The organism is Pseudomonas sp. GW101-3H06 (assembly GCF_059424605.1).
The window spans coordinates 5,419,780-5,444,915 of sequence record NZ_JBWKZO010000001.1 but is presented as its reverse complement, the minus strand read 5'-3'; the positions used below and the strand labels follow the sequence as shown (position 1 = coordinate 5,444,915).

General features: G+C 59.4%; 29 protein-coding genes and 1 pseudogene. 16 read left to right on the top strand and 14 right to left on the bottom strand.

The features are described from left to right. Positions 1-47: 47 nt before the first annotated feature. The 6 genes from hemA to AC07ZE_RS24950 all read left to right on the top strand — a co-directional run bounded on the left by hemA (position 48) and on the right by AC07ZE_RS24950 (position 5,417). Entirely contained in the window at positions 48-1,337 is a 1,290-nt protein-coding gene (gene hemA, locus AC07ZE_RS24975; RefSeq protein WP_095192922.1) for a glutamyl-tRNA reductase, read from the top strand. After that, positions 1,334-2,416, top strand: a complete 1,083-nt coding sequence (gene prfA, locus AC07ZE_RS24970; protein ID WP_095192923.1) for a peptide chain release factor 1 — start codon at positions 1,334-1,336, stop codon at positions 2,414-2,416. The genes hemA and prfA overlap by 4 nt, the downstream gene beginning before the upstream one ends. Continuing rightward, positions 2,417-3,247: a peptide chain release factor N(5)-glutamine methyltransferase gene (gene prmC, locus AC07ZE_RS24965; protein WP_207267044.1), complete on the top strand. Its 831-nt coding sequence runs from the start codon at positions 2,417-2,419 to the stop codon at positions 3,245-3,247. Beyond that, positions 3,241-3,996, top strand: coding sequence for a molybdopterin-synthase adenylyltransferase MoeB (locus AC07ZE_RS24960; RefSeq protein WP_207267043.1), 756 nt, complete (start codon positions 3,241-3,243; stop codon positions 3,994-3,996). The genes prmC and AC07ZE_RS24960 overlap by 7 nt, the downstream gene beginning before the upstream one ends. Next, positions 3,989-4,780 carry a glutamate racemase gene (murI, locus tag AC07ZE_RS24955; RefSeq protein WP_207267042.1) on the top strand — a complete coding sequence of 264 codons (792 nt, stop codon included), beginning with the start codon at positions 3,989-3,991 and terminating at the stop codon, positions 4,778-4,780. The genes AC07ZE_RS24960 and murI overlap by 8 nt, the downstream gene beginning before the upstream one ends. Positions 4,781-4,898: 118 nt before the next feature. After that, positions 4,899-5,417 carry an acyloxyacyl hydrolase gene (locus tag AC07ZE_RS24950; RefSeq protein ID WP_207267041.1) on the top strand — a complete coding sequence of 173 codons (519 nt, stop codon included), beginning with the start codon at positions 4,899-4,901 and terminating at the stop codon, positions 5,415-5,417. A gap of 114 nt (positions 5,418-5,531) precedes the next feature. Here AC07ZE_RS24950 and AC07ZE_RS24945 read toward each other — a convergent pair whose 3' ends face one another. The 6 genes from AC07ZE_RS24945 to AC07ZE_RS24920 form a co-directional block, all read right to left on the bottom strand. Next, positions 5,532-5,837, bottom strand: coding sequence for a YkgJ family cysteine cluster protein (locus AC07ZE_RS24945; RefSeq protein WP_207267040.1), 306 nt, complete (start codon positions 5,835-5,837; stop codon positions 5,532-5,534). Between the two features lie 106 nt (positions 5,838-5,943). Then, positions 5,944-6,720, bottom strand: a complete 777-nt coding sequence (locus tag AC07ZE_RS24940; protein WP_207267039.1) for an SDR family NAD(P)-dependent oxidoreductase — start codon at positions 6,718-6,720, stop codon at positions 5,944-5,946. A 42-nt stretch (positions 6,721-6,762) separates the two neighbouring features. Further along, positions 6,763-8,208, bottom strand: coding sequence for a deoxyribodipyrimidine photo-lyase (gene phrB / locus AC07ZE_RS24935; protein WP_207267038.1), 1,446 nt, complete (start codon positions 8,206-8,208; stop codon positions 6,763-6,765). Between the two features lie 11 nt (positions 8,209-8,219). Next, positions 8,220-9,161: a MerR family transcriptional regulator gene (locus AC07ZE_RS24930; protein ID WP_207267037.1), complete on the bottom strand. Its 942-nt coding sequence runs from the start codon at positions 9,159-9,161 to the stop codon at positions 8,220-8,222. Beyond that, entirely contained in the window at positions 9,161-10,120 is a 960-nt protein-coding gene (locus tag AC07ZE_RS24925; protein WP_207267036.1) for a YbgA family protein, read from the bottom strand. The genes AC07ZE_RS24930 and AC07ZE_RS24925 overlap by 1 nt, the downstream gene beginning before the upstream one ends. A gap of 197 nt (positions 10,121-10,317) precedes the next feature. Next, on the bottom strand, positions 10,318-11,304 hold the full coding sequence (locus AC07ZE_RS24920) for an NAD(P)/FAD-dependent oxidoreductase (RefSeq protein ID WP_137803742.1): 987 nt from the start codon (positions 11,302-11,304) through the stop codon (positions 10,318-10,320). 197 nt (positions 11,305-11,501) lie between these two features. Here AC07ZE_RS24920 and AC07ZE_RS24915 point away from each other — a divergent pair, with 197 nt between their 5' ends. Next, positions 11,502-12,404, top strand: coding sequence for a TIGR01777 family oxidoreductase (locus AC07ZE_RS24915; protein WP_207267035.1), 903 nt, complete (start codon positions 11,502-11,504; stop codon positions 12,402-12,404). A 13-nt stretch (positions 12,405-12,417) separates the two neighbouring features. Further along, positions 12,418-13,443 carry a ferrochelatase gene (hemH, locus tag AC07ZE_RS24910; RefSeq protein ID WP_207267034.1) on the top strand — a complete coding sequence of 342 codons (1,026 nt, stop codon included), beginning with the start codon at positions 12,418-12,420 and terminating at the stop codon, positions 13,441-13,443. A gap of 111 nt (positions 13,444-13,554) precedes the next feature. Here the strand turns inward: hemH and AC07ZE_RS24905 are convergent, their stop codons facing one another. Continuing rightward, positions 13,555-14,829 (bottom strand): uracil-xanthine permease family protein, encoded by a 1,275-nt coding sequence (locus AC07ZE_RS24905; RefSeq protein WP_137803745.1) that lies wholly within the window; start codon positions 14,827-14,829, stop codon positions 13,555-13,557. A 2-nt stretch (positions 14,830-14,831) separates the two neighbouring features. Beyond that, positions 14,832-15,470 carry a uracil phosphoribosyltransferase gene (gene upp / locus AC07ZE_RS24900; RefSeq protein WP_008060213.1) on the bottom strand — a complete coding sequence of 213 codons (639 nt, stop codon included), beginning with the start codon at positions 15,468-15,470 and terminating at the stop codon, positions 14,832-14,834. 176 nt (positions 15,471-15,646) lie between these two features. On the opposite strand from upp, the gene AC07ZE_RS24895 reads away from it, so the two are divergent. From AC07ZE_RS24895 to AC07ZE_RS24885, 3 genes are all read left to right on the top strand, one after another. Continuing rightward, positions 15,647-16,204, top strand: coding sequence for a hypoxanthine-guanine phosphoribosyltransferase (locus AC07ZE_RS24895; protein ID WP_095192937.1), 558 nt, complete (start codon positions 15,647-15,649; stop codon positions 16,202-16,204). A 115-nt stretch (positions 16,205-16,319) separates the two neighbouring features. Further along, positions 16,320-16,805: a hypothetical protein gene (locus tag AC07ZE_RS24890; protein WP_207267033.1), complete on the top strand. Its 486-nt coding sequence runs from the start codon at positions 16,320-16,322 to the stop codon at positions 16,803-16,805. Between the two features lie 62 nt (positions 16,806-16,867). Further along, positions 16,868-17,155 (top strand): PA4642 family protein, encoded by a 288-nt coding sequence (locus tag AC07ZE_RS24885; RefSeq protein WP_137803747.1) that lies wholly within the window; start codon positions 16,868-16,870, stop codon positions 17,153-17,155. Positions 17,156-17,228: 73 nt separating this feature from the next. On the opposite strand, the gene mqo is transcribed toward AC07ZE_RS24885, so the two are convergent. Both mqo and AC07ZE_RS24875 read right to left on the bottom strand, forming a co-directional pair. After that, positions 17,229-18,737, bottom strand: a complete 1,509-nt coding sequence (gene mqo / locus AC07ZE_RS24880; protein ID WP_137803748.1) for a malate dehydrogenase (quinone) — start codon at positions 18,735-18,737, stop codon at positions 17,229-17,231. Between the two features lie 739 nt (positions 18,738-19,476). Continuing rightward, positions 19,477-19,710, bottom strand: a complete 234-nt coding sequence (locus tag AC07ZE_RS24875) for a hypothetical protein (RefSeq protein ID WP_207267032.1) — start codon at positions 19,708-19,710, stop codon at positions 19,477-19,479. A 207-nt stretch (positions 19,711-19,917) separates the two neighbouring features. Between AC07ZE_RS24875 and AC07ZE_RS24870 the strand changes: the two genes are divergently transcribed. After that, a complete protein-coding gene (locus AC07ZE_RS24870) occupies positions 19,918-20,502 on the top strand; it encodes a YajG family lipoprotein (RefSeq protein WP_207267031.1) in 585 nt (194 codons plus the stop codon). A gap of 110 nt (positions 20,503-20,612) precedes the next feature. Here the strand turns inward: AC07ZE_RS24870 and AC07ZE_RS24865 are convergent, their stop codons facing one another. Further along, positions 20,613-20,819, bottom strand: a complete 207-nt coding sequence (locus AC07ZE_RS24865) for a hypothetical protein (RefSeq protein WP_095192943.1) — start codon at positions 20,817-20,819, stop codon at positions 20,613-20,615. Between the two features lie 193 nt (positions 20,820-21,012). Here AC07ZE_RS24865 and AC07ZE_RS24860 point away from each other — a divergent pair, with 193 nt between their 5' ends. Continuing rightward, a complete protein-coding gene (locus AC07ZE_RS24860) occupies positions 21,013-21,291 on the top strand; it encodes a hypothetical protein (RefSeq protein ID WP_207267030.1) in 279 nt (92 codons plus the stop codon). 70 nt (positions 21,292-21,361) lie between these two features. On the opposite strand, the gene AC07ZE_RS24855 is transcribed toward AC07ZE_RS24860, so the two are convergent. Then, positions 21,362-22,528, bottom strand: coding sequence for a 1-acyl-sn-glycerol-3-phosphate acyltransferase (locus AC07ZE_RS24855; protein ID WP_207267029.1), 1,167 nt, complete (start codon positions 22,526-22,528; stop codon positions 21,362-21,364). Between the two features lie 139 nt (positions 22,529-22,667). Between AC07ZE_RS24855 and AC07ZE_RS24850 the strand changes: the two genes are divergently transcribed. The 3 genes from AC07ZE_RS24850 to AC07ZE_RS24840 are packed head-to-tail and all read left to right on the top strand — an operon-like array spanning position 22,668 to position 23,779. Next, positions 22,668-22,850 carry a CPXCG motif-containing cysteine-rich protein gene (locus AC07ZE_RS24850; protein WP_095192946.1) on the top strand — a complete coding sequence of 61 codons (183 nt, stop codon included), beginning with the start codon at positions 22,668-22,670 and terminating at the stop codon, positions 22,848-22,850. An 8-nt stretch (positions 22,851-22,858) separates the two neighbouring features. Then, entirely contained in the window at positions 22,859-23,119 is a 261-nt protein-coding gene (locus AC07ZE_RS24845) for a putative signal transducing protein (RefSeq protein ID WP_207267028.1), read from the top strand. Positions 23,120-23,155: 36 nt separating this feature from the next. After that, positions 23,156-23,779, top strand: coding sequence for an SOS response-associated peptidase (locus AC07ZE_RS24840; RefSeq protein ID WP_207267027.1), 624 nt, complete (start codon positions 23,156-23,158; stop codon positions 23,777-23,779). Positions 23,780-23,909: 130 nt separating this feature from the next. On the opposite strand, the gene AC07ZE_RS24835 is transcribed toward AC07ZE_RS24840, so the two are convergent. Together AC07ZE_RS24835 and AC07ZE_RS24830 are read right to left on the bottom strand one after the other, a co-directional pair. Then, complete coding sequence (locus tag AC07ZE_RS24835) at positions 23,910-24,653, bottom strand: methyl-accepting chemotaxis protein (RefSeq protein WP_404940901.1); 744 nt, start codon at positions 24,651-24,653, stop codon at positions 23,910-23,912. 111 nt (positions 24,654-24,764) lie between these two features. After that, positions 24,765-24,962: pseudogene (locus AC07ZE_RS24830) on the bottom strand (HAMP domain-containing protein); the annotation flags it as partial. Positions 24,963-25,136 lie beyond the last annotated feature (174 nt).

Sequence of the window (25,136 nt, the reverse complement as noted above, 5' to 3'; positions counted from 1 at the left end):
ACGAAGTAGGACAATTGCCGGCTTCACGTCACCATCAGCGACTTTGAATGGCCTTCCTCGCACTCGGTATTAACCACAAGACTGCTTCAGTAGACGTCCGCGAGCGCGTGGCCTTTACCCCTGAGCAGCTGGTTGAGGCCTTGCAGCAGCTCTGCCGACTCACCGACAGCCGCGAAGCTGCGATCCTCTCCACCTGCAATCGCAGTGAACTCTATATAGAACAGGATCACCTGTCGGCGGATATCGTGCTGCGCTGGCTGGCCGAATATCATCATTTGAGTCTCGATGAACTGCGCGAAAGCGCCTATGTGCACGAAGATGATGCGGCAGTTCGTCACATGATGCGGGTGGCTTCCGGGCTCGATTCGCTGGTGTTGGGCGAGCCGCAGATTCTTGGTCAGATGAAATCGGCCTACGCCGTGGCCCGGGAGGCCGGCACCATCGGTCCGTTGCTCGGGCGGCTGTTTCAGGCCACGTTCAATGCGGCCAAGCAAGTGCGCACCGACACGGCCATCGGCGAGAACCCGGTGTCCGTGGCGTTTGCCGCGGTCAGCCTGGCGAAACAGATTTTCAGTGACCTGCAACGTAGCCAGGCCTTGCTGATCGGTGCCGGCGAGACCATTACCCTGGTCGCCCGTCATCTGCATGATCTGGGGGTCAAGCGCATCGTGGTGGCCAACCGCACGCTGGAGCGTGCAAGCACCTTGGCCGAGCAGTTCGGTGCCCATGCGGTGTTGTTGTCGGATATTCCGGCCGAGCTGGTGCGCAGTGACATCGTGATCAGTTCGACCGCCAGCCAATTGCCGATCCTCGGCAAGGGGGCGGTGGAAAGCGCCCTGAAGCTGCGCAAGCACAAGCCTATTTTCATGGTCGATATCGCCGTTCCGCGCGATATCGAACCTGAAGTCGGCGAGTTGGACGACGTTTATCTGTATAGCGTCGACGATCTCCACGAAGTAGTCGCCGAGAACCTCAAGAGTCGACAGGGCGCTGCCCAGGCTGCGGAGGAGATGGTGTCGGTCGGTGCCGAGGACTTCATGGTCCGCCTGCGGGAGTTGGCGGCAGTCGATGTGCTCAAGGCCTATCGTCAACAAAGCGAACGCTTGCGCGACGAAGAACTGCAAAAGGCCCAGCGCCTGCTGGCCAACGGTGGCAGCGCTGAAGAGGTGCTGGTGCAGCTGGCCCGTGGCCTGACCAATAAACTGCTGCACGCACCGAGCGTGCAGTTGAAAAAGCTCTCTGCCGAAGGTCGCCTCGATGCGCTGGCGATGGCCCAGGAACTCTTTGCCCTCAATGAGGGCTCATCGGAAAGCTTTTCGGATAAGAAACCGCAATGAAAGCGTCACTGCTCAATAAGCTGGACATCCTCCAGGACCGTTTCGAAGAACTGACCGCCTTGCTCGGCGATGGCGAGGTCATTTCCGATCAAAACAAATTCCGCACCTATTCCAAGGAATACGCGGAAGTCGAGCCGATTGTCGACACCTATAAACAGTTGCTCAAAGTGCAGGGTGACCTCGAAGGCGCCCAGGCACTGCTCAAGGACAGCGACCCGGACATGCGTGAAATGGCCGTGGAAGAAGTCCGCGAAGCCAAGGAGCGTCTGGTCGAACTGGAAGCCAGTCTGCAACGCATGCTTTTGCCCAAAGATCCGAACGACGGGCGCAACGTGTTCCTCGAGATCCGGGCCGGCACCGGTGGTGACGAAGCGGCGATTTTCTCCGGCGACCTGTTCCGCATGTATTCGCGTTATGCAGAACGTCGCGGTTGGCGGGTAGAGATCCTCTCGGAAAACGAGGGTGAACACGGCGGCTATAAAGAAGTGATCGCCCGGGTTGAAGGCGATAACGTCTACGGCAAGCTGAAATTCGAGTCCGGTGCCCACCGTGTGCAACGGGTTCCGGCGACAGAATCCCAAGGGCGCATCCACACCTCGGCCTGCACCGTGGCGGTATTGCCTGAGCCGGACGAACAGGAAGCGATCGAAATCAACCCGGCGGACCTGCGGATCGACACCTACCGCTCCTCCGGTGCCGGCGGTCAGCACGTCAACAAGACCGACTCGGCGATCCGCATCACTCACTTGCCATCCGGCATTGTCGTTGAGTGCCAGGAAGAGCGTTCGCAACACAAGAACCGCGCCCGAGCGATGGCTTGGCTGTCGGCCAAGCTCAATGATCAGCAGACCAGCGCCGCTGCCAATGCCATCGCCAGTGAGCGCAAGTTGCTGGTGGGCTCGGGTGATCGCTCCGAACGGATCCGCACTTATAACTTTGCCCAGGGTCGTGTGACCGATCACCGGGTCAACCTGACGCTGTATTCCCTCGACGAAATCCTCGCCGGTGGCGTCGATGCGGTGATCGAGCCGCTGCTGGCCGAGTACCAGGCTGATCAACTGGCCGCGATAGGTGAGTAAATGACGATCATTGCCAGTTTGTTGCGCGCCGCCGATTTGCCCGACTCGCCGACAGCACGTCTGGACGCCGAATTGTTGCTGGCGGCAGCGTTGGGCAAGTCCCGCAGCTTCTTGCACACCTGGCCGGAACGCATCGTCCCGAGCGAAGCGGCGCTGACGTTCGCCGAATATTTGCAGCGTCGTCGCAGTGGTGAGCCGGTGGCTTACATTCTCGGTCAACAAGGTTTCTGGAAGCTTGATCTGGAAGTGGCGCCGCACACGCTGATCCCGCGTCCGGACACCGAGTTGCTGGTGGAAGCCGCACTCGAATTGTTGCCGGTTACTGCGGCGAAAGTACTCGACCTTGGCACCGGTAGCGGCGCCATTGCACTGGCCCTGGCCAGCGAGCGTCCGGCATGGCAGGTCACCGCCGTGGATCGCGTGCTCGAAGCCGTGGCCCTGGCCGAACGCAATCGTCAGCGCTTGCATCTGAATAACGCTACGGTGCTCAGCAGTCATTGGTTCAGCGCCCTGGAAGGCCAGCGCTTTGAGTTGATCATCAGCAATCCGCCTTATATTGCCGCGACCGACCCGCACCTGGTGGAAGGTGATGTGCGCTTCGAGCCTGCCAGCGCCTTGGTGGCCGGAGCCGACGGGCTCGACGATCTGCGCCTGATCGTCGCCCAGGCACCGGATCAACTGGAAGCCGGTGGCTGGTTGATGCTTGAACACGGTTACGATCAAGCCGAGGCGGTGCGCGATCTGCTGCTGACCCGTGGCTTTGAAGACGTCCACAGTCGCACTGATCTGGGCGGTCACCAACGCATCAGTCTGGGGCGCTTGCCATGCTGAATGATCAGGAATTGCTGCGTTACAGTCGGCAAATATTATTGGCTCACATCGACATCGAGGGTCAATTGCGGCTTAAAGACAGCCGTGTGCTGATCGTCGGTCTTGGCGGTCTCGGTGCGCCAGTGGCGCTGTACCTCGCGGCTGCGGGCGTCGGTGAGTTGCATCTGGCGGATTTTGACACGGTCGATCTGACTAATCTGCAACGCCAGATCATCCACGACACCGATAGCGTCGGCATGAGCAAGGTCGACTCTGCGATCAAGCGCCTGACGGCCATCAACCCTGAGATTCAACTGGTCGCCCATCGAGCCGCACTGGATGAAGACTCTTTGGCTGCTGTGGTGGCCGGGGTGGATCTGGTCCTCGATTGTTCCGACAATTTTTCCACCAGAGAAGCGGTCAATGCCGCGTGCGTGTTGGCTGGCAAACCGCTGGTCAGTGGCGCGGCGATTCGTCTCGAAGGGCAATTGTCGGTGTTCGACCCGCGTCGGCCGGAGAGTCCGTGCTACCACTGCTTATACGGGCATGGCAGCGAGGCCGAATTGACCTGTAGCGAAGCTGGGGTGGTCGGTCCGTTGGTGGGACTGGTCGGCAGCTTGCAGGCGCTCGAAACGCTGAAGTTGCTGGCGGGGTTCGGCGAACCGCTGGTAGGACGCCTGTTGTTGATCGATGCGTTAGGCTCGCGCTTCCGAGAGTTGCGGGTCAAACGTGATCCGGGTTGCAGCGTCTGTGGGCCGAAGCATGCGTGACGCGCCGATTGGCGTGTTCGACTCGGGTGTCGGTGGGCTTTCGGTGCTGGCCGAGATCCAGCGGTTACTGCCCAATGAGTCTCTTTTGTACGTCGCCGATTGCGGGAACATTCCCTACGGCGAGAAAACCCCTGAGTTTATCCAGCAGCGTTGCAGCGTCATGGCCGGCTTTTTCCAGCAGCAGGGCGCCAAGGCCCTGGTGCTGGCCTGTAATACCGCCACCGTCGCCGGTGTTGCAGACCTGCGCCGCGATTACCCCGAATGGCCCATCGTCGGCATGGAGCCCGCGGTTAAACCGGCAGCGGCCGCTACCCGCAGTGGCGTGGTCGGGGTGCTGGCCACGACCGGCACGTTGCAGAGCGCCAAGTTCGCAGCGTTGCTCGACCGTTTCGCCACCGACGTGCGGGTGATCACCCAACCTTGTCCCGGGTTGGTGGAGCTGATCGAGAAGGGCGATTTGCACAGTCCAGCCCTTCGCCAGCTGCTTGAAAGTTATGTTGGGCCACTGCTTGGCGCGGGTGCTGACACCATTATTCTCGGCTGCACTCATTACCCTTTTCTCAAGCCCCTGCTCAAGTCGATGATTCCCGACAACATCAGCTTGATCGATACTGGCGCCGCTGTTGCACGGCAACTTCAACGCTTGTTGAACGAGCGCGAGTTGCTCGCCGATGGGCCAGCGCGAACTGCACAGTTCTGGACCAGTGCAGATCCGCAGCATTTCACAAATATATTGCCGATTTTGTGGAATAACGCCGGTGTTGTGCGAAGCTTTGAAGAGTAAGAAAGCTTTGGGGCGTCGTAAACATTGGGGTGAACTTCTGATAAATCGCCGACTTCTATAGCTGTGTGTGTCGAGCAACAAAAAAACCAAACGAAATCGTTCGGAAAAGGAAGTTTCTATGAAGCGACTATTCTGCTTGGCCGCGATTGCGGCCGCACTGATGGGGCACAGTTTTACCGCGCAGGCGGCAGGCGTGGAATTCGGGATTGGCCAGACCGGCGAATCGACCATGACTTATCGTCTGGGCATGCAATTCGATTGGGACAAGAGCTGGTGGCAAAGCGACGTGGGTCGCCTGACCGGTTACTGGAGCGGTGCCTACACCTACTGGGAAGGCGACAAAACCTCCGGCAACAACAGCCTGTCTTTCTCTCCCGTGTTTGTCTACGAGTTTGCCGGCCAGAGCGTCAAGCCATACGTCGAATTGGGGGTTGGTGTGGCGTTTTTCTCCGACACTGAAATCGAAAACAACAATCTCGGCAGTTCCTTTCAATTCGAAGACCGCTTCGGAGTGGGTCTGCGTTTTACCGGTGGTCATGAAGTCGGCATTCGTGCGACGCATTACTCCAATGCCGGTATCAGCAGCCCGAACAATGGTATAGAAAGCTACGCGTTGCATTACACGATGCCGCTGTAAATGTGGGAGCGAGCCTGCTCGCGAATGCGGTGTGTCAGTCGACATTAATATTGACTGATACATAGCATTCGCGAGCAGGCTCGCTCCCACATTGGGCTTCGATGAAGTTCGAAATTAGCGGTAAGCCGTCGAAATACCCTGTCGCTCATCAATGCATTCCGGTGCGCCCATCTCGAACTCCCGGCAAATCAGCGGGCGTTTTTCGTAGATGGTGCACATCATCGTGTCGCGATCGAGCGCGGCGCACCAGCCATCATCCAGGCGCAACATGACTTCCCCGCCCCAGTCATCGGTATCGATATAACGCTCGGGCACGCCTGTGTCGGTAATCAACATGACTTCGAGCTGGCAGCAGCAAGCTGCACAGGTCGAGCACGTAACGGCCGGCTCCGCAATTTGCAGGTGGGGAATGGTATTCATGGCGCGCAGTGTAAGGCAGTCAGTCGGTACTGTGTGAAAGCTCGGACGGACGCTGCGCCGCAGACGACGGGGGTTGTCGTGCGGCCTTGATTGACATTGCCCGCGTCTAGTCCTTGATCGGCGGACTGCTGCGTACTATGCGCTTGCCGATTGCCAACTTCACTGGGTTGGGCGTTTGCGAAAGCGGCCACAGAGCGGCCATGAACAACCCCGCAAAGGCGATTTCCAGCGGGCGTTCCCTGAGTTTGGCAAAAATGTGTCTGGCGGCTTTATCTGCCGGCCAGCTCAGGGGCATCGGGAGATCGTGTTTGACTTTCAGTGGTGAATCCACAAAATCGGGGCCGATCACGGTAACTTCGATGCCCTCGGGTGCCAGAGCAATGCGCTTGGACTCAAACAGCGTTCGCACCCCAGCGTTCGAAGCGCCGTAGGATTCAGCCTTGGGCAGGGGCAGATAGGTTACCGAACTGGCCATGCCGACCAAATGCGGGGCAATGCCGGCCCGCAATAACGGCGAGGCAGCTTCGATACAATAGCTGCTGGCGAGCAGATTGGTCCGCACCACGTGCTCGACGATCGAGGCGTCGAACTGCTGGGCATCCACATATTCACAGGTGCCAGCATTGAGGATCACTGTGTCCAGCGAACCCCACTGCTCGGCGATCTGCTCGCCGATTTCACGCACGGTCTGACCGTTGGTCAGGTCGCCGGCCACCACCAGTACCTGGCCCGGATATCGCTGGGACAAGACTTTCAACGGCGCCAACGAGCGTGAGCTGACTGCCAGGTGGGCGCCGGTTTTCAATATTTCTTCGGCCAACGCCGCGCCAATGCCGCTGCTGGCGCCGGTCAGCCAATATCGTCGTGGCGGCGTAAGGCTCATCCCCATCTCCTTGTTAGCCAGAAACTTGTCCGGCCCAACCCATTACTCATGGTAGCCTCCTGTGCCTTGTTGTTGTGGCAGATTTTTGAACGCAGCGAGGGCCCGTGTGCGCGACGCGTGCAGGTCGACAATCGGGGGAGGATAATCCGCGACCCCGAACAGTCCGCCGAGGCTCGCCGGGTTGTGCACTTCCTTTTTGTTCAAGCCTGCCAACTCCGGCAGCCAGTGCTTGATGAATACACCTTCGGCGTCGAATTTTTCCGACTGGCTCAACGGATTGAAAATCCGGAAGTAGGGCGCCGAGTCGGTGCCGGTCGACGCGCTCCATTGCCAGCCGCCATTGTTCGCAGCCAGATCACCATCGATCAGGTGGCGCATGAAAAAGCGTTCGCCTTCGCGCCAGTCGATCAACAGGTTTTTGGTCAGGAACATCGCCACCACCATGCGCAGGCGGTTGTGCATCCAGCCGGTTTCCAACAGTTGGCGCATGGCCGCGTCGATGATCGGCAAACCCGTGCGGGCCTGTTGCCAGGCCGCGAGTTCTTCCGGCGCATCGCGCCAGGCCAGGGCCTCGGTTTGCGGACGGAAAGCGCGGTGGCGAGAAACCCTCGGGTAACCCACCAATATGTGTTTATAGAACTCGCGCCACAGCAGTTCATTGATCCAGGTCACGGCACCGATCTTGCCGCTTTCGAATTCGCCTTGATTGCTTTGCAGCGCAGCGTGAAGGCATTGACGCGGGGATATCACCCCGGCGGCGAGATAGGCTGACAGTTGACTGGTACCGGGTTTCGCCGGGAAGTCCCGTTCGCTTTGGTAATAGTCGATCTGGGCATCGGTGAAGCTGTCGAGGCGGCGCCGGGCCTCGGCTTCACCGGCTGGCCACAATGCACGCAAGCGCTCGGTGGGTGGGGTGAACCCTGGGATGTGGGGCGGAATCTCATCACTGGCGATGTTCAGCGGCGTTTGCGCCATGGGAGCGCTGACCAGTCGGGGCAGCGACCGGTGGAGGCGTTCATAACAGACTTTGCGGAACTGACTGAAGACCTGGAAATAGGTCCCGGTTTTGGTCAGCACGCTACCAGGCTTGAACAGCAACTGATCGAGGTAGCTGTGAACATCGATACCTTGGGATTTCAGCGTCTGGGCTACCGCCGCATCCCGGCGGGACTCATGAATGCCGTATTCTTCATTGAGGTGAACGGCACCGACATTCAGACTTTGGCACAGGTCCAGCAGCACCTGTGGCGCGTCATCCCAGCGCGCTGCCTTACGGATCAGCAGGGGAATGTTCAGTTCGCCCAGTGTCTGTTTCAGTTCACCCAGGTTGCGCAGCCAGAAGTCCACTTTGCACGGCGCATCGTCGTGTTCCAGCCATTGTTCCGGGCTCAGCAGATACACCGCCACGCTCGGCCCCACCGCAGCAGCGGTGGCGAGGGCAGTGTTGTCGTGTACGCGCAAATCGCTGCGCAGCCAGATCAATTGCATGGAGGTGTCCATTAAATCAGTCCACGCTGAACGAGTGCCTGGTGTGCCAACAACGGATCTTCAGCCAGGTACAAATCAGCGATTACGAAGGTTCTGACGGACAACTCGGTATGGTGAATGCACACCGTTGGTCCGGCGATCATTTTTGGGCAACTGACGCCATTCAAAAGTTTCGTCAGCTGTGAAAGGTTTATGGCTTTGCTGGAATACAGCAGTACGCCTCGGGCTTGCAGACGGTCGACCGCCAGCGAAAGTTCGCCGGCAGGCAGCGGCCAGTCGAACACCTCCACCGGGCAATCGGTGCTACTGATCAACCATGCGGTGAGCCATAGATGAGGTTCCAGAGGCAAATCCGAGTGATTGATCAACAGCAGTGGGGCGGTGTTTAGCTGACGGTTGTTATGGTAGATGCGCGCGCCGAATTTGCTGCGTAACCAGGAATAAAAAAACACGCGTTCCATCTGGGCGCCGAACTGGCCCTGCCAGCGTTGTTCCAGTTCCGTCAGTAATGGCATCAGCAGTTGCTCGCACAAAGTGCGCGGCGGGTACAACGCCATGGCCTGATTGACGGTGTCGTCCAGCGTGCGTTCGTTCAATTGCGTAACCGTGTTCAGCAAGGTCTGGCGCAGCAGGTGCCAATCGTTTTCCACGGGTTCGCTAAAGGCTTGTGGGGTTTCGAGCAATTGCTTGACCTGGCTGACAGCGACACCGCGGTTGAGCCAGGTGAGGATCATCAGGATGCGCTGCACATGCTCGGCGGAGAACAGCCGATGCCCTTTGGGCGTTCGTTGCGGCACGATCAGGCCATACCGCCGCTCCCAGGCACGCAAGGTGATAGCGTTGACGCCGGTCTGCCGTGCCACTTCACGAATCGGCAGCCAGCCTTCGTCGAGGGCTTTCTTGAAGTCCATGCCTTGGTCTTCGCTGGCGCTGCTGTCGATAGGGGCTTTCATCAGATGGCGTTTCGCAAACTGAGGTTTTCCGGGTGCGGTTGCAGGTAAACCTGTTGCGCAATGTAAGGATCGGGGTGTTGACGAAAGTGATGCTTGAGCAGTGTCAACGGCACCACCAACGGCACGATGCCGTGGCGATACTGGCCGATGACGTGCTGCACTTCCTGCTTGTCCTCGGCGCTGATCGCCTGTTTGAGATAGCCGCTCAGGTGCTGCAAGACATTGGTGTGGGTGCGGCGCGTGGCGCATTTTTTCAGCGCGGCCATCAGCTCACTGAAGTAGCGTGGGCCAAGCTCTTGCGGATCGGTGTGTCCCATGTTGCCCAACAGATTGCCCAGGGTTTTGTATTGCACCGGGTTGTGGGCCATCAGCAAATATTTGTAGCGCGAATGAAAGTCCGTCAGGCCGCGACGGCTCAGGCCTTCTTTCAGGAGTTGCTGCCAGGCGCTGTAGGCGAATACGCGGGTCAGGAAGTTTTCTCGCAGTACCGGATCGTTGAGCCGACCGTCTTCTTCCACCGGCAGGTCAGGATGCAAGGCGCAGAACGCCCGGGCATAGATACCCTGGCCACCGCTGTCCTGCGGTGCGCCGTTGGCGTGATAGACCTTGACCCGTTCGATGCCACAGGAGGGGGACTTCTGCATGAAGATATAACCGCAGACATCGCCCAGTTCCGCCGCCATCTGTTGTCCGTACTCAGCCAGTGGCCGGGTAACGTTCAGCTGGCGATCGACCGTGCCGACGGCTTCAGGCTGATTCGGATCGCCCACCAGCCGGATCGGCTCGCGAGGAATGCCCAGGCCGATAGCGACTTCCGGGCAGACCGGCACGAAATCAAAGTAATCGGTGAGGATGCGGCTGCACAGTCGTGATGCCTTGTGCCCGCCGTTGTAGCGCACCTCGGCGCCCATCAGGCAGGCGCTGATGGCGATTTTCGGTTTCGCGGCGGGAAGGAACATTGGAGCACCTCGGAATCAGAACCTGTGCAGAAACAAAATCTGTACAGCATGGGTTCATCTTAGATTCAAAGGTGTACAAGTCAATTTTTTTGTATAAGTTTTTAGGGGCGCAATGAACGCGATCGCCCGGCGTCACTGTTTTCGTTGTTTAAGGGGGGGGCTGCTGTCCATCTCGACAGCAGCAAATGACGCAGGATTCACTGCAGATGCGCGTGCAGACGGCGAGCGGCTTCCTGGCCACTTAGCCAAGCCCCTTCGACACGTCCGGACAGGCACCAGTCGCCGCAGGCATACAGGCCCAGGTCGGCATCGGCCAGGGTGCCCCATTCATGACTGCTGGCCGGGCGGGCGTAGAGCCAGCGATGGGCGAGGCTGAAGGATGGCGCCGGCATGGCGTCGTGCAACAATTCGGCAAACGCACCGTGCAACTGCTCGATCACCGCTTCTTTTGGCAGGTCGATGTGCTGGCGACTCCAGGCGCTGGTGGCATGCAGCACCCAGGTGTCGAGGGTATTGTCGCGCCCCGGTTTGCTGCGGTTGCGCGCCAGCCAATCCAGCGGGCTGTCTTGCACGAAGCAGCCTTCCATGGGCGTATCCAGCGGAGTTTCAAACGCCAGTGCGACGGCCCAGGTGGGGTCCATTTTTACCCCGGCGGCAGCGCCGGCCAGCTTCGGCGCGGAAGCCAGCAACGCCGTCGCCTGCGGTGCCGGCGTGGCGATCACCACGTGGCTGAACGGGCCGTGGGTAAAGCCTTCGGCATCCTGCAGGTGCCAGTGTTCTTCCCCGCGATAGACCTCGGTGATCCGGCAAGCGAAATGCACTTCGAGATCACCGATCAAGGCGCGGGTGATGGCGCTCATGCGTGGCGTACCCACCCAGCGCGTCTGTTCGTCCGGCGACAGGTTCAGTTGGCCGCCATGGTAGGTGTAAAGCTGCGGTGTCCACTCGGCGACCCAGCCGTTGGCTTGCCAGCGCTGGACTTCTGTGACGAAGCGGCGATCCCGGGCAGTGAAATATTGCGCGCCCATATCCAGGGCACCCGCATCGCTGCGCTTGCTCGACATGCGTCCGCCACTGCCGCGGCTTTTATCGAAAAGTTGCACGACATGCCCTGCGTCTGTCAGGGCTTGTGCGGCTGAGAGTCCGGCAATGCCGGTGCCGATGATTGCGATAGGTACAGTCATAAGGGCCTCGTTTACCTTTCTGTACAGACTACGCCGGGGTTGAAACCTGTACAATGATGTTTTTCGGTATAACTTTTAGCGTTCTCGTTCCGACAGCTTGGCCTATTGTTAAACACAGAGTCTGCCCGATATCAAAGATCCCTTGCTTATAAAAATAGACTAGTGATCAGGGTAAAACGCCACGCGAGGAAGAAGTCATGCACATATTGCTGACCGGCGGTACTGGTTTGATAGGACGTCAGCTCTGCCGACACTGGTTGAGTCAGGGGCATCGCTTGACCGTGCTGAGTCGTACGCCGGAAAAAGTCGCGAAAGTCTGCGGCCCTCAGGTACGGGGCGTGGCACTGTTGGAAGAGATCGGACAAGAGGCGGTGGACGCTATCGTCAATCTCGCCGGTGCGCCGATCGCCGACCGTCCCTGGACGACCAAGCGCAAGGCGCTGCTGTGGAGCAGTCGCATCACCCTGACGGAAACCCTGCTGGCCTGGCTCGAAACTCGCGATCAGAAGCCGCAGGTATTGATTTCCGGTTCCGCTGTCGGCTGGTACGGCGATGGCGGTGAGCGTGAACTGACCGAGGACTCGCCACCGGTTATCGACGACTTCGCCAGCCAGTTGTGCATCGCCTGGGAAGAAACCGCCCAGCGCGCCGAAGCCTTGGGCATTCGAGTGGTGCTCATCCGAACCGGGTTGGTGTTGTCCGCTGAGGGCGGCTTTTTGTCGCGGCTGTTACTGCCGTTCAAACTGGGGCTGGGAGGGCCGATCGGCAACGGTCGGCAATGGATGCCGTGGATCCATATCAACGATCAAATCGCGCTGATTGATTTTCTCCTGCATCGCAATGAAGCCAGCGGTCCCTATAATGCCTGCGCACCGAAGCCGGTGCGCAATCGCGAGTTCGCCAAAACCTTGGGCAGCGTGTTGCACCGCCCCTCGTTCATGCCAATGCCGGCCCTTGTGTTGAAGGTCGGGCTCGGCGAATTGTCGCTATTGTTGTTGGGTGGCCAGCGGGCCACGCCGGCGCGCTTGCTCAAAGCGGGTTTCACTTTCCAGTTCACTGATTTGCGCGCGGCCCTGGACGATCTGTCCAGCCGCCTCTGAAATAGGACGTTGCATGACCGATCACGCGTTGCTTCTGGTCAACCTGGGCTCACCTGCCTCCACCTCGGTGGCAGATGTGCGCAGCTACCTCAATCAGTTTCTGATGGACCCGTATGTGATAGACCTGCCATGGCCGGTGCGACGTCTGTTGGTGTCGCTGATTCTGATCAAGCGTCCCGAGCAGTCGGCCCATGCCTACGCCTCGATCTGGTGGGAGGAGGGCTCGCCGCTGGTAGTGCTCAGTCGCCGTCTGCAACAAGCCATGACTGCTCAATGGCACCACGGCCCGGTGGAGTTGGCAATGCGTTACGGCGAGCCGTCCATTGAAGCGGCAATGCTGCGCCTGGCAGGCCAGGGCCATAAAAAGATCACTCTGGCGCCGCTTTATCCACAGTTCGCCGATAGCACCACGACCACGGTCATCGAAGAGGCCAAGCGTGTCTTGCGCGAGAAGCAACTCGACGTGCAACTGTCGATACTCCAGCCCTTCTACGATCAGCCGGAGTATCTGGACGCGCTGGTCGCCACGACCCAGCCGTATCTGCAACAGCATTACGATCACTTGTTGCTGAGCTTTCATGGTTTGCCGGAACGACACCTGACCAAGATCGACCCCACTGGTCACCATTGCTTCAAAAGCGAGAACTGCTGCCAGAACGCTTCGCCGGAAGTCCTGGCGACCTGCTATCGCGCACAATGCCTGCGCAGTGCTGCAGAGTTTGCCAAGCGCGTGGGCTTGCCCGATGGCAAATGGTCTGTGTCGTTCCAATCGCGTCTGGGGCGCGCCAAGTGGATCGAACCCTACACCGAAGCGCGTCTCGATGAGCTGGCCAAAAGCGGCGTTAAGAAGTTGTTGGTGATGTGCCCGGCATTCGTTGCCGATTGCATCGAGACGCTGGAGGAGATCGGTGATCGCGGGCTCGAACAGTTCCGCGAAGCGGGGGGCGAGGAGTTGGTTCTGGTACCGTGTCTCAACGATGATCCGCGGTGGGCAAAGGCCTTGAATACGTTGTGTGAGCGAGCACCGCTGGCGCTTTAAAGGCTTCGCGAGCAAGCCCGCTCCCACATTGGATCTGCGTCGTTCGCAAATTCCCTGTGGGAGCGAGCCTGCTCGCGAAAGCTATCTGATGGCGACTCAGACCTCAAGCCGTTACAACAGCGGCTCATCCGCCTTCTTGTGTTTCCAGCTGTCATTGCCCGGCAGGATCAGGTTCAGTGCAATCGCCACTACCGCGCACAGCGCGATGCCTTTGAGGCCGAAGTCATCGGGACCAGTGCCGGTGCCGACCAGTACGCCGCCAATCCCGAACACCAGGGTCACCGACACGATTACCAGATTACGTGCCTCGCCCAGATCGATCTTGTGGCGAATCAGCGTATTCATGCCTACCGCTGCGATCGAACCGAACAACAGGCAGAGAATCCCGCCCATCACCGGTACCGGAATGCTTTGCAGCAGCGCACCGAATTTGCCGATGAACGCCAGGCTGATGGCGAAGATCGCTGCCCAGGTCATGATTTTCGGGTTGTAGTTCTTGGTCAGCATCACCGCGCCGGTGACTTCGGCGTAGGTGGTGTTGGGCGGACCGCCGAACAGGCCGGCTGCGGTGGTGGCAATGCCGTCCCCCAGCAAGGTGCGGTGCAAACCCGGTTTTTTCAGGTAATCGCGACCGGTCACGCTACCCACGGCAATCACGCCGCCGATGTGCTCGATGGCCGGAGCCAAGGCTACCGGAACAATGAACAGGATCGCTTGCCAGTTGAATTCCGGTGCTGTGAAGTTCGGCAGGGCGAACCACGGTGCAGCGGCAATCTTGGCGGTGTCGACCACGCCGAAGTAAAACGACATGCCAAAACCCACCAGCACGCCGGAGATGATCGGTACCAGGCGGAAAATGCCTTTGCCGAACACTGCGACGATCAGGGTGGTCAGCAACGCGGGCATCGAGATCAGCATCGCCGTCTGGTAATGAATCAGCTCGGAACCGTCACCCGCCTTGCCCATCGCCATGTTGGCGGCAATCGGTGCCATGGCCAGGCCAATGGAGATGATCACCGGACCGATCACCACCGGTGGCAGCAGGCGGTCGATGAAACCGGTGCCTTTGATCTTCACGGCAAGGCCGAGGAAGGTGTAGACGAAACCGGCCGCCATCACGCCGCCCATGGTCGCGGCCAGGCCGAACTGGCCCTTGGCGAGAATGATCGGGGTGATGAAAGCAAAACTCGATGCCAGGAACACCGGCACCTGACGCCCGGTGACGACCTGGAACAGAATCGTCCCCAGGCCGGCGGTAAACAGCGCCACGTTCGGGTCAAGGCCGGTAATCAGCGGCATCAACACCAGGGCGCCGAAGGCCACGAACAGCATCTGGGCGCCAGACAGTACCGTGCGCCAGAGCGGATCGTTGAACTCTTGCTGCATGGTCACGCGTCCTTCTGCTTGGTGCCGAAGATCTTGTCACCGGCATCGCCCAGGCCCGGAATGATATAACCGTGTTCGTTGAGTTTTTGATCGATGGAAGCGGTGTAGATGATCACGTCCGGGTGGGCCTTCTCGACCACGGCAATGCCTTCCGGCGCGGCGACCAGCACCATGGCGCGGATGTCCTTGCAGCCGGCTTTCTTCAACAGATCGATGGTGGCGACCATCGAACCGCCGGTGGCGAGCATCGGGTCGATGATCATTGCCAGGCGCTCGTCGATTTCCGGTACCAGTTTCTCAAGGTAGGTGTGGGCTTCGAGAGTTTCCTCGTTGCGGGCCACGCCCACGGCGCTGACTTTGGCGCCCGGGATCAGGCTGAGCACGCCTTCGAGCATGCCGATACCGGCGCGCAGGATCGGTACCACGGTAATCTTCTTGCCGGCGATTTTCTCGACCGACACCGTGCCGCACCAACCCTCGATATCGTAGGTTTCCAGTGGCAGGTCTTTGGTGGCTTCATAGGTCAGCAGGGCGCCGACTTCCTGAGCGAGCTCACGGAAATTCTTGGTGCTGATGTCTGCGCGGCGCATTAGGCCAAGTTTGTGACGGATCAGCGGATGGCGGATCTCGAGGATGGGCATGGGGAAAGGCTCCGGCGGCGGGCAAAAAAACCGGCCTAGATTAATCTATCCGAGGGTGTTGTCCTATAGACATACAGTACGTTAGTCCATAAAGGCTTGATTCAGCCGTGCAGGATGCGTACCTTTGCCCGCTTTTCGCGACTATACCCCCCGCCAACCACCCCCTGGAGAGCGCCATGTCCGCTGATCTCGAGCATATCCGTCAAATCATGCGAGAGGCTGACTGCCTGTACACCGAAGCTGAAGTCGAGGCAGCCATCGCCCGTGTCGGTGCACAAATCAACGATCAACTGGCGGACAGCAACCCAGTGGTGTTCTGTGTGATGAACGGCGGGCTGATTTTCTCTGGCAAACTGCTGACCCATCTGCACTTCCCGCTGGAAGCGTCCTACCTGCACGCCACCCGCTATCGCAACGAAACCAGCGGCGGCGAGCTGTTCTGGAAAGCCAAGCCGGAAGTGTCGTTCATTGACCGTGACGTGCTGATCATCGACGACATCCTCGACGAAGGTCATACCCTGGGCGCGATCATCGACTTCTGCAAACACGCCGGCGCGCGCAAAGTGCATACCGCCGTGCTGATCGATAAAGATCATGATCGCAAGGCTCGTCCTGACCTGAAGGCCGATTTCGTCGGTCTGCCGTGCATCGACCGTTACATCTTCGGTTACGGCATGGACTACAAAGGCTACTGGCGCAACGCCAACGGGATTTTTGCCGTTAAAGGCATGTAAAACCCGCGCACCAAATCCCTGTGGGAGCAGGCTCGCTCCCACATCGGTTCTGTGTTCATCGGTCCATCGTCGTACACCCATGCTAGAGTGCTCGGCCCCGATTCCGGAGCCTGTCATGAGCCATTTGATCCGCAGCTGTGCCGCCTTGTTGCTGACCCTCAGCCTGCCCCTGGCCGCCGCTCCGGCGCCGATGCACGCACAGTTTCTGCCGCCGGATGATTTGACCCTGCGTGACGCGCAGCCCGAGCAGCAACAACTGTTGCAGGTCACCGAGTATTCGGTAGTGGTTGGCAGTCAGCGTCAATCCAATCAGCAGCCGATCCCGGTCACTTCGCCGCTGTTGATCCGTCTCAAGGGCAAGTCCTTGAACAAGGGCGCGACCATCAGCCAGGTGCTGGTCAATTTCGATGGCGAAAGCAAAAGCCTGAAAAAGCCGGTCTACGACGACCAGAGCAAAACCCTGACGCTTTACTACCCGCTGTCGCAGTACCGGGTGGTCATCGATTTGTTGCGCAATGACACGGTGTATTGCCAGTTCCTCAGTTATGCCAATGGCCATGTCTGGGCCGATCTGCACACCGGCAGCGTTCGTCCGCGTTGAGTGCCGGGCCTGCGCAGGGGTAAACTGCCCGCCCGTGAAATGTCTGCGAGCTGGAGTCGGCAATGCGTAAAGATAAGAAACAAGTGATTGGTGACGAGATCGGTGATGGGCAGATCAAGTTGTTCCTCGATTTCGAGCCGGTCGACGCCACTTCGCCTTCGTTGCACAAACTGATCAAGGCCTACCGTGGCCTGCGTATCGATGATTTCGAGCGTTTCCTGACGTTCTTCGTCGAAGCGGGCTACGATCTGGACGGCAAAGATGAGCACGGTAATGACTTCGTTGCCCTGATCAAGGATCAGCGCAACGCACCGGATTACATCGAGCTGATCGAAAAGGCCCGCGGCTAACCCGTTTCCTGCGGAGAGCCATAAAAAAACGCCCCGCTCTCATTGAAAGCGGGGCGTTTTTATTGGGGCTGGATCAAGCGTAGCTTTCGGTTTCGCTGCTGGCTTCAACCAGTTCCAGGGCGACGTTGTTCTGCGTGTTGATCTTGCGATACAACGCAGCGTCGGTTTCCAGGACTTTCTCGCGGGCCGGGAAGATCTCCGCCAGTTTGGCAGCCCATTCGCCCTTGGCTTTGCCCGGGAAGCATTTTTCGATCAGTTCCAGCATGATCGAAACGGTCACCGAGGCACCTGGCGAAGCACCGAGCAGGGCGGCCAAAGAGCCGTCCTTGGCCGCGACCAGTTCGGTACCGAACTGCAGGACGCCGCCTTTTTTCGGGTCTTTCTTGATGATCTGCACCCGCTGGCCGGCCACTTCCAGGCGCCAGTCTTCGGCTTTCGCTTCCGGGTAGAAACGCCGCAGGGATTCCAGGCGTTGTTCCATCGATTGCATCACTTCGCTGACCAGGTATTTGGTCAGGTCCATGTTGTTTTTCGCCACGGCCAGCATCGGTCCGATGTTGCCGGCGCGAACCGACATCGGCAGGTCCATGAAGGAGCCGTGCTTGAGGAACTTGGTGGTGAAACCGGCGTAAGGTCCGAACAACAGGGATTTCTTGCCGTCGACGACGCGGGTGTCCAGGTGCGGCACGGACATCGGTGGCGAGCCCACGGCAGCCTGGCTGTACACCTTGGCCTGGTGGTGCTTGACCACTTCCGGGTTGTCGCAACGCAACCATTGGCCGCTGATCGGGAAACCACCGAAGCCTTTGCTCTCTTCGATGCCCGAAGCCTGCAGCAACGGCAATGCCGCGCCGCCAGCGCCGAGGAAGACGAACTTGGCATCGACGTCACGGGTGTTACCGCTGTTGACGTCCTTGATGCTGACGGTCCAGCCGCCGTTGTTGCGCTTGAGGCCGGTGACGCGCTTGCAGTACTTGACCTGGGCATCGGGTGCGCTGGTCAGGTGCTTGAGCAACTGGTTGGTCAGGGCGCCGAAGTTGACGTCGGTGCCATTGATCACGCGGGTGGCGGCGAGGGTTTCGCCAGCGTCACGCCCCGGCATCATCAACGGCATCCACTCGGCCATCTTCGCCTTGTCTTCGGTGTATTCCATGTCCGCGAACGCGTGGTGCTTGCTCAGCACCTTGAAGCGTTCCTTGAGGAAGGACACGCCGCTGTCGCCTTGGACGAAGCTCAGGTGCGGCACCGGACTGATGAAGGACTTGCACGAACCGAAGGTGCCTTTTTTGGTCAGGTACGACCAGAACTGCTTCGACACCTCGAACTGGGTGTTGATGTGCACGGCTTTCTTGATGTCGACGGTGCCATCGGCAGCCTGTGGCGTGTAGTTCAGCTCGCACAGGCCGGCGTGACCGGTACCGGCGTTGTTCCATGGGTTGGAACTCTCGGCAGCACCGGAATCCATCAGCTCGACGACTTCCAGCTTGATCGCGGGGTCGAGCTCTTTGAGCAGTACCGCGAGGGTGGCACTCATGATGCCGGCCCCAACCAGTACTACGTCGACTGCTTCGTTATGCGCCATTTAACGCGTCTCCAAAATCTGCAGCACCAAATTGACGGCATGGCTGCCAGGAGTGACGGGGCGTGTCTGTGTGGCCCCAGGTACCCATGGCAGGATCGCCATGTCCGAATCTTCGCAATTTTTCGCAACTTCGACGGACGCTACCTGCCGGGTCTAATCAGAGTCCCATGAACTCATTTCAACGAGCGGCTGGCAATTCGACTTATGGTCGATACATCCGTTTGTGCAACCAAATCCGTAGCGGACAGGCTTCAGGCTCCGGTATTCGAGGCGTACTCGGTCCTGTGTCGTCGGGCTGTAGTAGACGCTAATGGTGCATGTTCAGACGCAAAACTATTCATTTGCTCGCCACACTCTTGTGAAGTTGTGAAAACCCGTTTTTTTCACGCTCTTTTGAAGACGTGAACCTCAAAAAGGGCTGCCCCAGCCTGGCACTGTGCCCCGGATGGCCTGCCACCAGGAGATACCGGGTGGCAAATCGGGCAAACAGCTCAGTGACCGAGCGTAATGACAGCTCTGCAGATTCGCGAAAAGTGGAGGTTTTGCTTGAGCAACAGCAAGCGCGCCAGCTTCACTCGATCTGGGTGGGCGGCTCTCTGTGGGCGGTGCGGGGTGTCAATACCAGGGCATTGACGATGCTGCGAGGCCCGATCAGGAGACGTCCTTATAATCGGGGGGAGATTGTAGCGAAGAAACGTAGGGAATTGGTCGTGTTTAATGACTTTTATTAGGCGTCTGGTCAGGTGGTCAACAGTGGCTGCGAACGTGAGCGGGGTTGGCGCTGGGTGACGCGGACGCTGGCGGGCAGGGGCTGGTGCAGCCAGTTCAGGCGGATTTCCTCGATTTCGACCCAGCCATCGCCCATCGGCTGAAGGCTGCATTGCTTGAAGGCCTGGCAATGGCCATTGCGATCCAGCAGGGCGAAGCAGCGGTGAAGAGGGCGAGGGGTGAACAATGAGATGAGCAAGCGCATGGCGAACTAGACCTTGTGGGTGATTACCGCCCACCTTGTCAAAAAGTCGTGACGTGCATGTGAAAGAAGGGTGAACGGTGCGTGACATCGAACCCCGATCTACAGGATTTGTCAGATATTTCAGTCATCGTTGCGAGACGCTAGTTCGCCGCAGTGGCGCACCGCTATACTGCCGGCCTGTTTGTGCCTGATTCTGGAGAGAAGAGCATGTTGCAACGCCTGTTGTTCGGTTTGATCACTGTGACCACCTTGACGCTGGTCGGCTGCGCCCACAGCCCGCAACAACTGAACCCGGAACCCAAGCTGACGGCGCAACTGGCACCGGTAGGACGCGGTCAGCCGGTTGTGGTGCGTGTGGTGGACGGTCGTCCGTCGCCAACCCTGGGCACCCGTGGCGGCCTGTATCCGGAAACCAGCGCGATTACCGTACAGGGCGCGCAGATCCTGCCGAAGCTGCAAGCCCAGGCTGAAGCCGCCGTGCGCCTGTTGGGTTTTACTCCGACGGCCAATGCGATGAACGCTCCACAACTGACCGTGACCCTGGCAGAGCTGAAATATCAGTCGCCTAAAGAGGGCATGTATGTGACCGAAGCCACCATCGGCGCGACATTCCGCTCCGATGTGCAAAATGCCAACCGTCGCTACAGCGGTCGTTACGGTGCATCTCTGGACCAGCGCTTCGGCATGGCGCCGAACCAGGAAACCAACACCAAGCTGGTCAGCGATGTGTTGAGCGATGCGTTGACTCGCTTGTTCAAGGATCCGACCGTGGGTCAGATTCTCGCCGAATAACCTTCTGCAAGATGCAAAAAAGCCCGGTGCCAGCGATGGCACCGGGCTTTTTCATGTCTGTGGGAGCGAGCCGCCCGGAGCCGGCTCGCTCCCACAAGGGAATCGCGGATTCAGGCGGCCTGCGAGTAAAAGTCCAGCACACTCACACCCGTCAGCAGATCCGCTTCCGGTAAATCTGCATGCTGATGACCGCCCAGTGCGCAATACACCAGCCAATGACGGTCTTGAACGTTGAAGGCGAGGCTGCCAACGAGGGTTTGTTGTTCTTCACTGTGACTGATGAGGTAGAGGCGATCCTGGTTTTCGGCGTGGAGCATGACGCAGTCCGTGTCGGTTTCGAGGGGGCACAGACTGGCCTATTCAGATGACGAAGCCGTGACGCAGGACAGCCTTTGGTCAATTGCTTCGTTTTTTGTCGGAAAGGGAGGGCAGGTATGAAGGCTTTCGGTAGAATCCGCGCCGCGGTCGTCCGTTCGGCGTCTGCCACACCTGATTTGCTTGAGGCTCGTGATGTCGCTGCATTTGATGACGCTGTTTACCGCCCATCCCGCCAAATTGATTAACCTGCTGGCCTTGTTCTTTGCCTTTCCGGGCGGCTGGCTGCTGCACGCCACCCGTCGTCGCGAACAGCGGGCGATGGCCAGTCTGCGTGCTCAACGCCAGAAACGTCCCAGCGAAGAACCCTCGCTGGATTGGGCGACCCTGCGCATGAACCGGTTTTTCTACCGCTTCGGCTTCGCCTGCATGGGGCTGGCGCTGCTGGTGTCGTGGATCAGCACGCAGGTCTAGTAAACAGTTGTAGGTCGCGATCTTTTGATCAAAAAAACGGCGCCCGAAGGCGCCGTTGTTGAATTCGGGATTAAAGCGGCAACCCCGCCTTCACTCGATACTGATTGCGCACCGGCGTCGCATATTGCAGCACCAGGAACGGGCGATGTTCCTCGGGGCAGGCGTCCAGGCGTTGCTGCCACTGCTCCTGGGCCTTGGTCAGTTCGTCGGCGGCAAACAGCTCGGCGGCACCGGGCACCTGCAATTGCGGGTCGGCATCTTTCCACTGGGCGTAAGCCAGGTAGTGCACCGGAAACAGGCGATAACCGCCCAGAATCTGCTTGTCCATCTCGACCGCCAACTGCTTGGTGTCTTCGAACAGCTCGGTGATCGGCGCGGCAAAGTTCACATGGACCCGGCCCTTGTAGCCGGTGATGCCCTTGGCGATGCTCACATCGTCCTCGCCTGGCGCCTTGGTGTAGGTGCCAGTGGTGGCGCGGATATAGAGTTCGCGGGCCTTGGCCTGGTCGCACGGGTCGTATTCGTAGCTGATCGAGACGGGGGTCAGGTTCAGCGAACGGATGACTTCGCCGAACGGTTCGTCCTTGCGGCTCATGTGAAACATCTTGAGAATCGCCGACTCGGTACGGTCGTCGCCGTCCTTGGCCCGGCCTTCGGCCTGGGCGATCCAGATCGAGGCGCAATCGTTGCGGATCGAATGGTTGATGTAGGCCGAGAGTAACTGATACGCCGCCATTTTCTCGCGGCGTCCGGTGATCGAACGGTGCACGATAAAGCTCTTGTTCAGGCGCATCAGGTCGCTGACGAAGGGCTTTTGCAGCAGGTTGTCGCCGATGGCGATGCGCGGGGTCGGCAGGCCGGCGTGGTACACGGCGTAGTTGACGAAGGCCGGGTCCATCACGATGTCGCGGTGGTTGGCGATGAACAGATAGGCGCTGCCGGACTTGAACTGCTCGACTCCGGTGTAGGTCACCCCATCCGTGGCGCGTTCGATGGTGTGGTCGACGTAATACTCGACTTTGTCCTGCAAAGTAGCCACCGACGTGATACCGGCGAACTCACGGCGCAGACGATGGGCTATAAGAGGTTTGAGTGCCCAGCCTAAAGCGCCGGCAAAACGCGGGAAGCGGAAGTGGGTGAGGATATCTAGAAACGCCTTGTCGCCAAGCAGTCGTGCCAGCACCGCTGGGACTTCACTGTCGTCGTAAGGTCGGATGGCATCGAATTCGCCCATCATGCTCTCTTGTTAGAAACGGCTAGGGTAAGTAAAGGTTCTGATCGAAAACCGGCGGGGCACGGTCTGAAAAAGTAGTCAGACAAAAATAGCCCTGCAAATAGACCGGCGATTATACGCACAAGTCACCTGGGAGACCGCGATGCTGGAAAATGCCGTTTATGAATGTCCTTATTGTGGTGAGGAAGTGGAAACCACTCTGGACCTGTCCGGTGGGGATCAGACCTATATTGAAGACTGTCAGGTGTGCTGCCGGCCGATAACCTTTGTGTTGCAGGTGCACGGCGAAGAATGGCATCTCGACGTATTCAGCGAGAACGAATAAGGGCATCTATGCAACGAATCTACGAGCCGGAAAACCTGATGGAAGGCGAGTTGCTGCAAGGCATGCTCGCCAGCGAAGGTATCGAGGCGCATCTGGTGGGACGCGATCTGGTCGGTGCCAGCGGCGAACTGCCGATCTTCGGTCTGTTGGGGTTGGCGGTGGATAACGACCAGGCCGAATATGCCCGCGAGTTGATCGATGCGTACAATGCCGCGCTGCCGCTTTCCGGTGATGAACCGGAGAGCTTTCCGGGCACGCTGGTCTGTTAGGCTGGCCGTTCGTTTGATCAAGAGCCGTGTTGCCCCATGTGTGGACGTTATGCCCTGTTTCGCTGGAACCCCGCGTTTGCAGCCCTGCCTGGCTTCCCTGCCGATCAGCAGGCCCAGTGGAACATTTCCCCCAATGATTCGGTGTTGATGCTGCGTGCCGGTGCGGACGGTCAGCGCGAGCTGGCGCGTGCGCGTTGGGGGCTGACACCGCCATGGCTGACCGATTTATCCCGCACCCCGGCCCATGCCCGGGCCGAAACCGTGGCCGAGCAGCCGATGTTCCGCCAAGCGCTGCGCGAGCGACGCTGCCTGTTGCCGGCCAACGGTTTCTACGAATGGCGCGGCACCACGCGCAAACGCCCGTACTGGCTGACGCCGGGAGAGGGCTCGTCACTGTTTTTCGCGGCGATCTGGGAGGCGTACCCAGTTCAGGAGCAGGTGTGGCTGAGCACGGCGGTCATTACTCAGCCGGCTGCCAATCAGCGGCGGCCGTTGATTCTCGATGCGGCGGGGCAAGACGCCTGGCTTGATCCGGAAACGCCGTTGCATGCCTTGCAGGCCCTGCTGGCCAGTGAACCCGCCGCGTTGCGCGAACGGGTGCTGGCCAACATGGTCAATGATCCGAAGCTCAATGGGCCGGAGTGTCTTACGCCGGGTTGAGTCATTTGGCGTCACTACTGACGCCTTCGCGAGCAGGCTTGCTCCCACGGTTGATCTCCAGTGAGTACGGAATTTATGTGTCACTCAGATCCAATGTGGGAGCGAGCCTGCTCGCAAAGGGGCCTCTGGATCAGACCTTGAACTGATTGATCAACCGCCGCTGCTGCTCGGCCAATTTGGTCAAATCCGCACTGGCCGCGCTCGATTCATCCGCGCCGCCCGCCACTTCGTTGGCCACTTGCCCGATGTTGATCACGTTGCGGTTGATGTCGTCCGCCACCGCGCTTTGCTCCTCGGCGGCGCTGGCGATCTGGGTGTTCATATCGTTGATGACCGACACCGCTTGCGTGATGGTTTCCAGGGCTTCGGCCGCTTTGGCTGCGTGTTGCACGCTCTCGTCGGTGCGGTTCTGGCTGTCCTCCATGACCCGCACCACATCCCGCGTGCCTTGTTGCAGCTGCTGAATCATGGTCTGGATTTCTTCCGTGGCCTTCTGAGTCTTCTGTGCCAGGTTACGCACCTCGTCAGCCACCACCGCAAAGCCACGACCCTGTTCACCGGCCCGGGCCGCTTCGATGGCCGCGTTCAGGGCCAGCAGGTTGGTCTGTTCGGCAATCCCGCGAATAGCCGTGAGGATCGCGTTGATGTTTTCGCTGTCCTTGGCCAGGGTCTGCACCACGCCGACCGCCCGGCCGATTTCCACGGCGAGGGCGCCAATGGAGTTCGAAGTGTCATGGACAATCTGCTTGCCCTGGCTGGCGGCCAGGTCAGCATGGCTGGCGGCTTGCGCGGCCTGGGTCGCGTTGCGCGCCACGTCCTGGGCGGTGGCGGTCATTTCCTGCACGGCGGTGGCCACTTGATCGATCTCGGCCATTTGCTTGTGCACGCCGGTGTTGGTGCGAATGGCGATGTCGGCGGTATGCTCCGATGAATCGCTGACACTCTGCACCGAGGTCACCACCTGGGTGATCATCGCCTGCAATTTGGCCAGGAAGGTGTTGAAGCCTTTGGCAATCGAGCCCAATTCGTCGGAACGGTCGCTGGTCAGGCGACGGGTCAGGTCCCCTTCACCTTGCGCGATGTCGTCGAGCATGGCGACCATTTGCTTGAGTGGACGGGCAATGCCGTGACCTACCAGCCAGATCACCAGCAGGCCGATACCGGCAATCAGCAGGCCGACCATGGCCATGCCAAAGGTGTCGGATTTGCGCTGGGTGTTCAGGTCGGCCTGAAGCTGTTGCAGGTCCGCCATCACTGCATTCAACGGCAGTTGCAGCATCAAGGTCCAGCGGGCGTCGGTCTGACCGATGCCGAAAGGCAGGTACAACTCGATCCGGCCTTGAGCCTTGTCGACGGT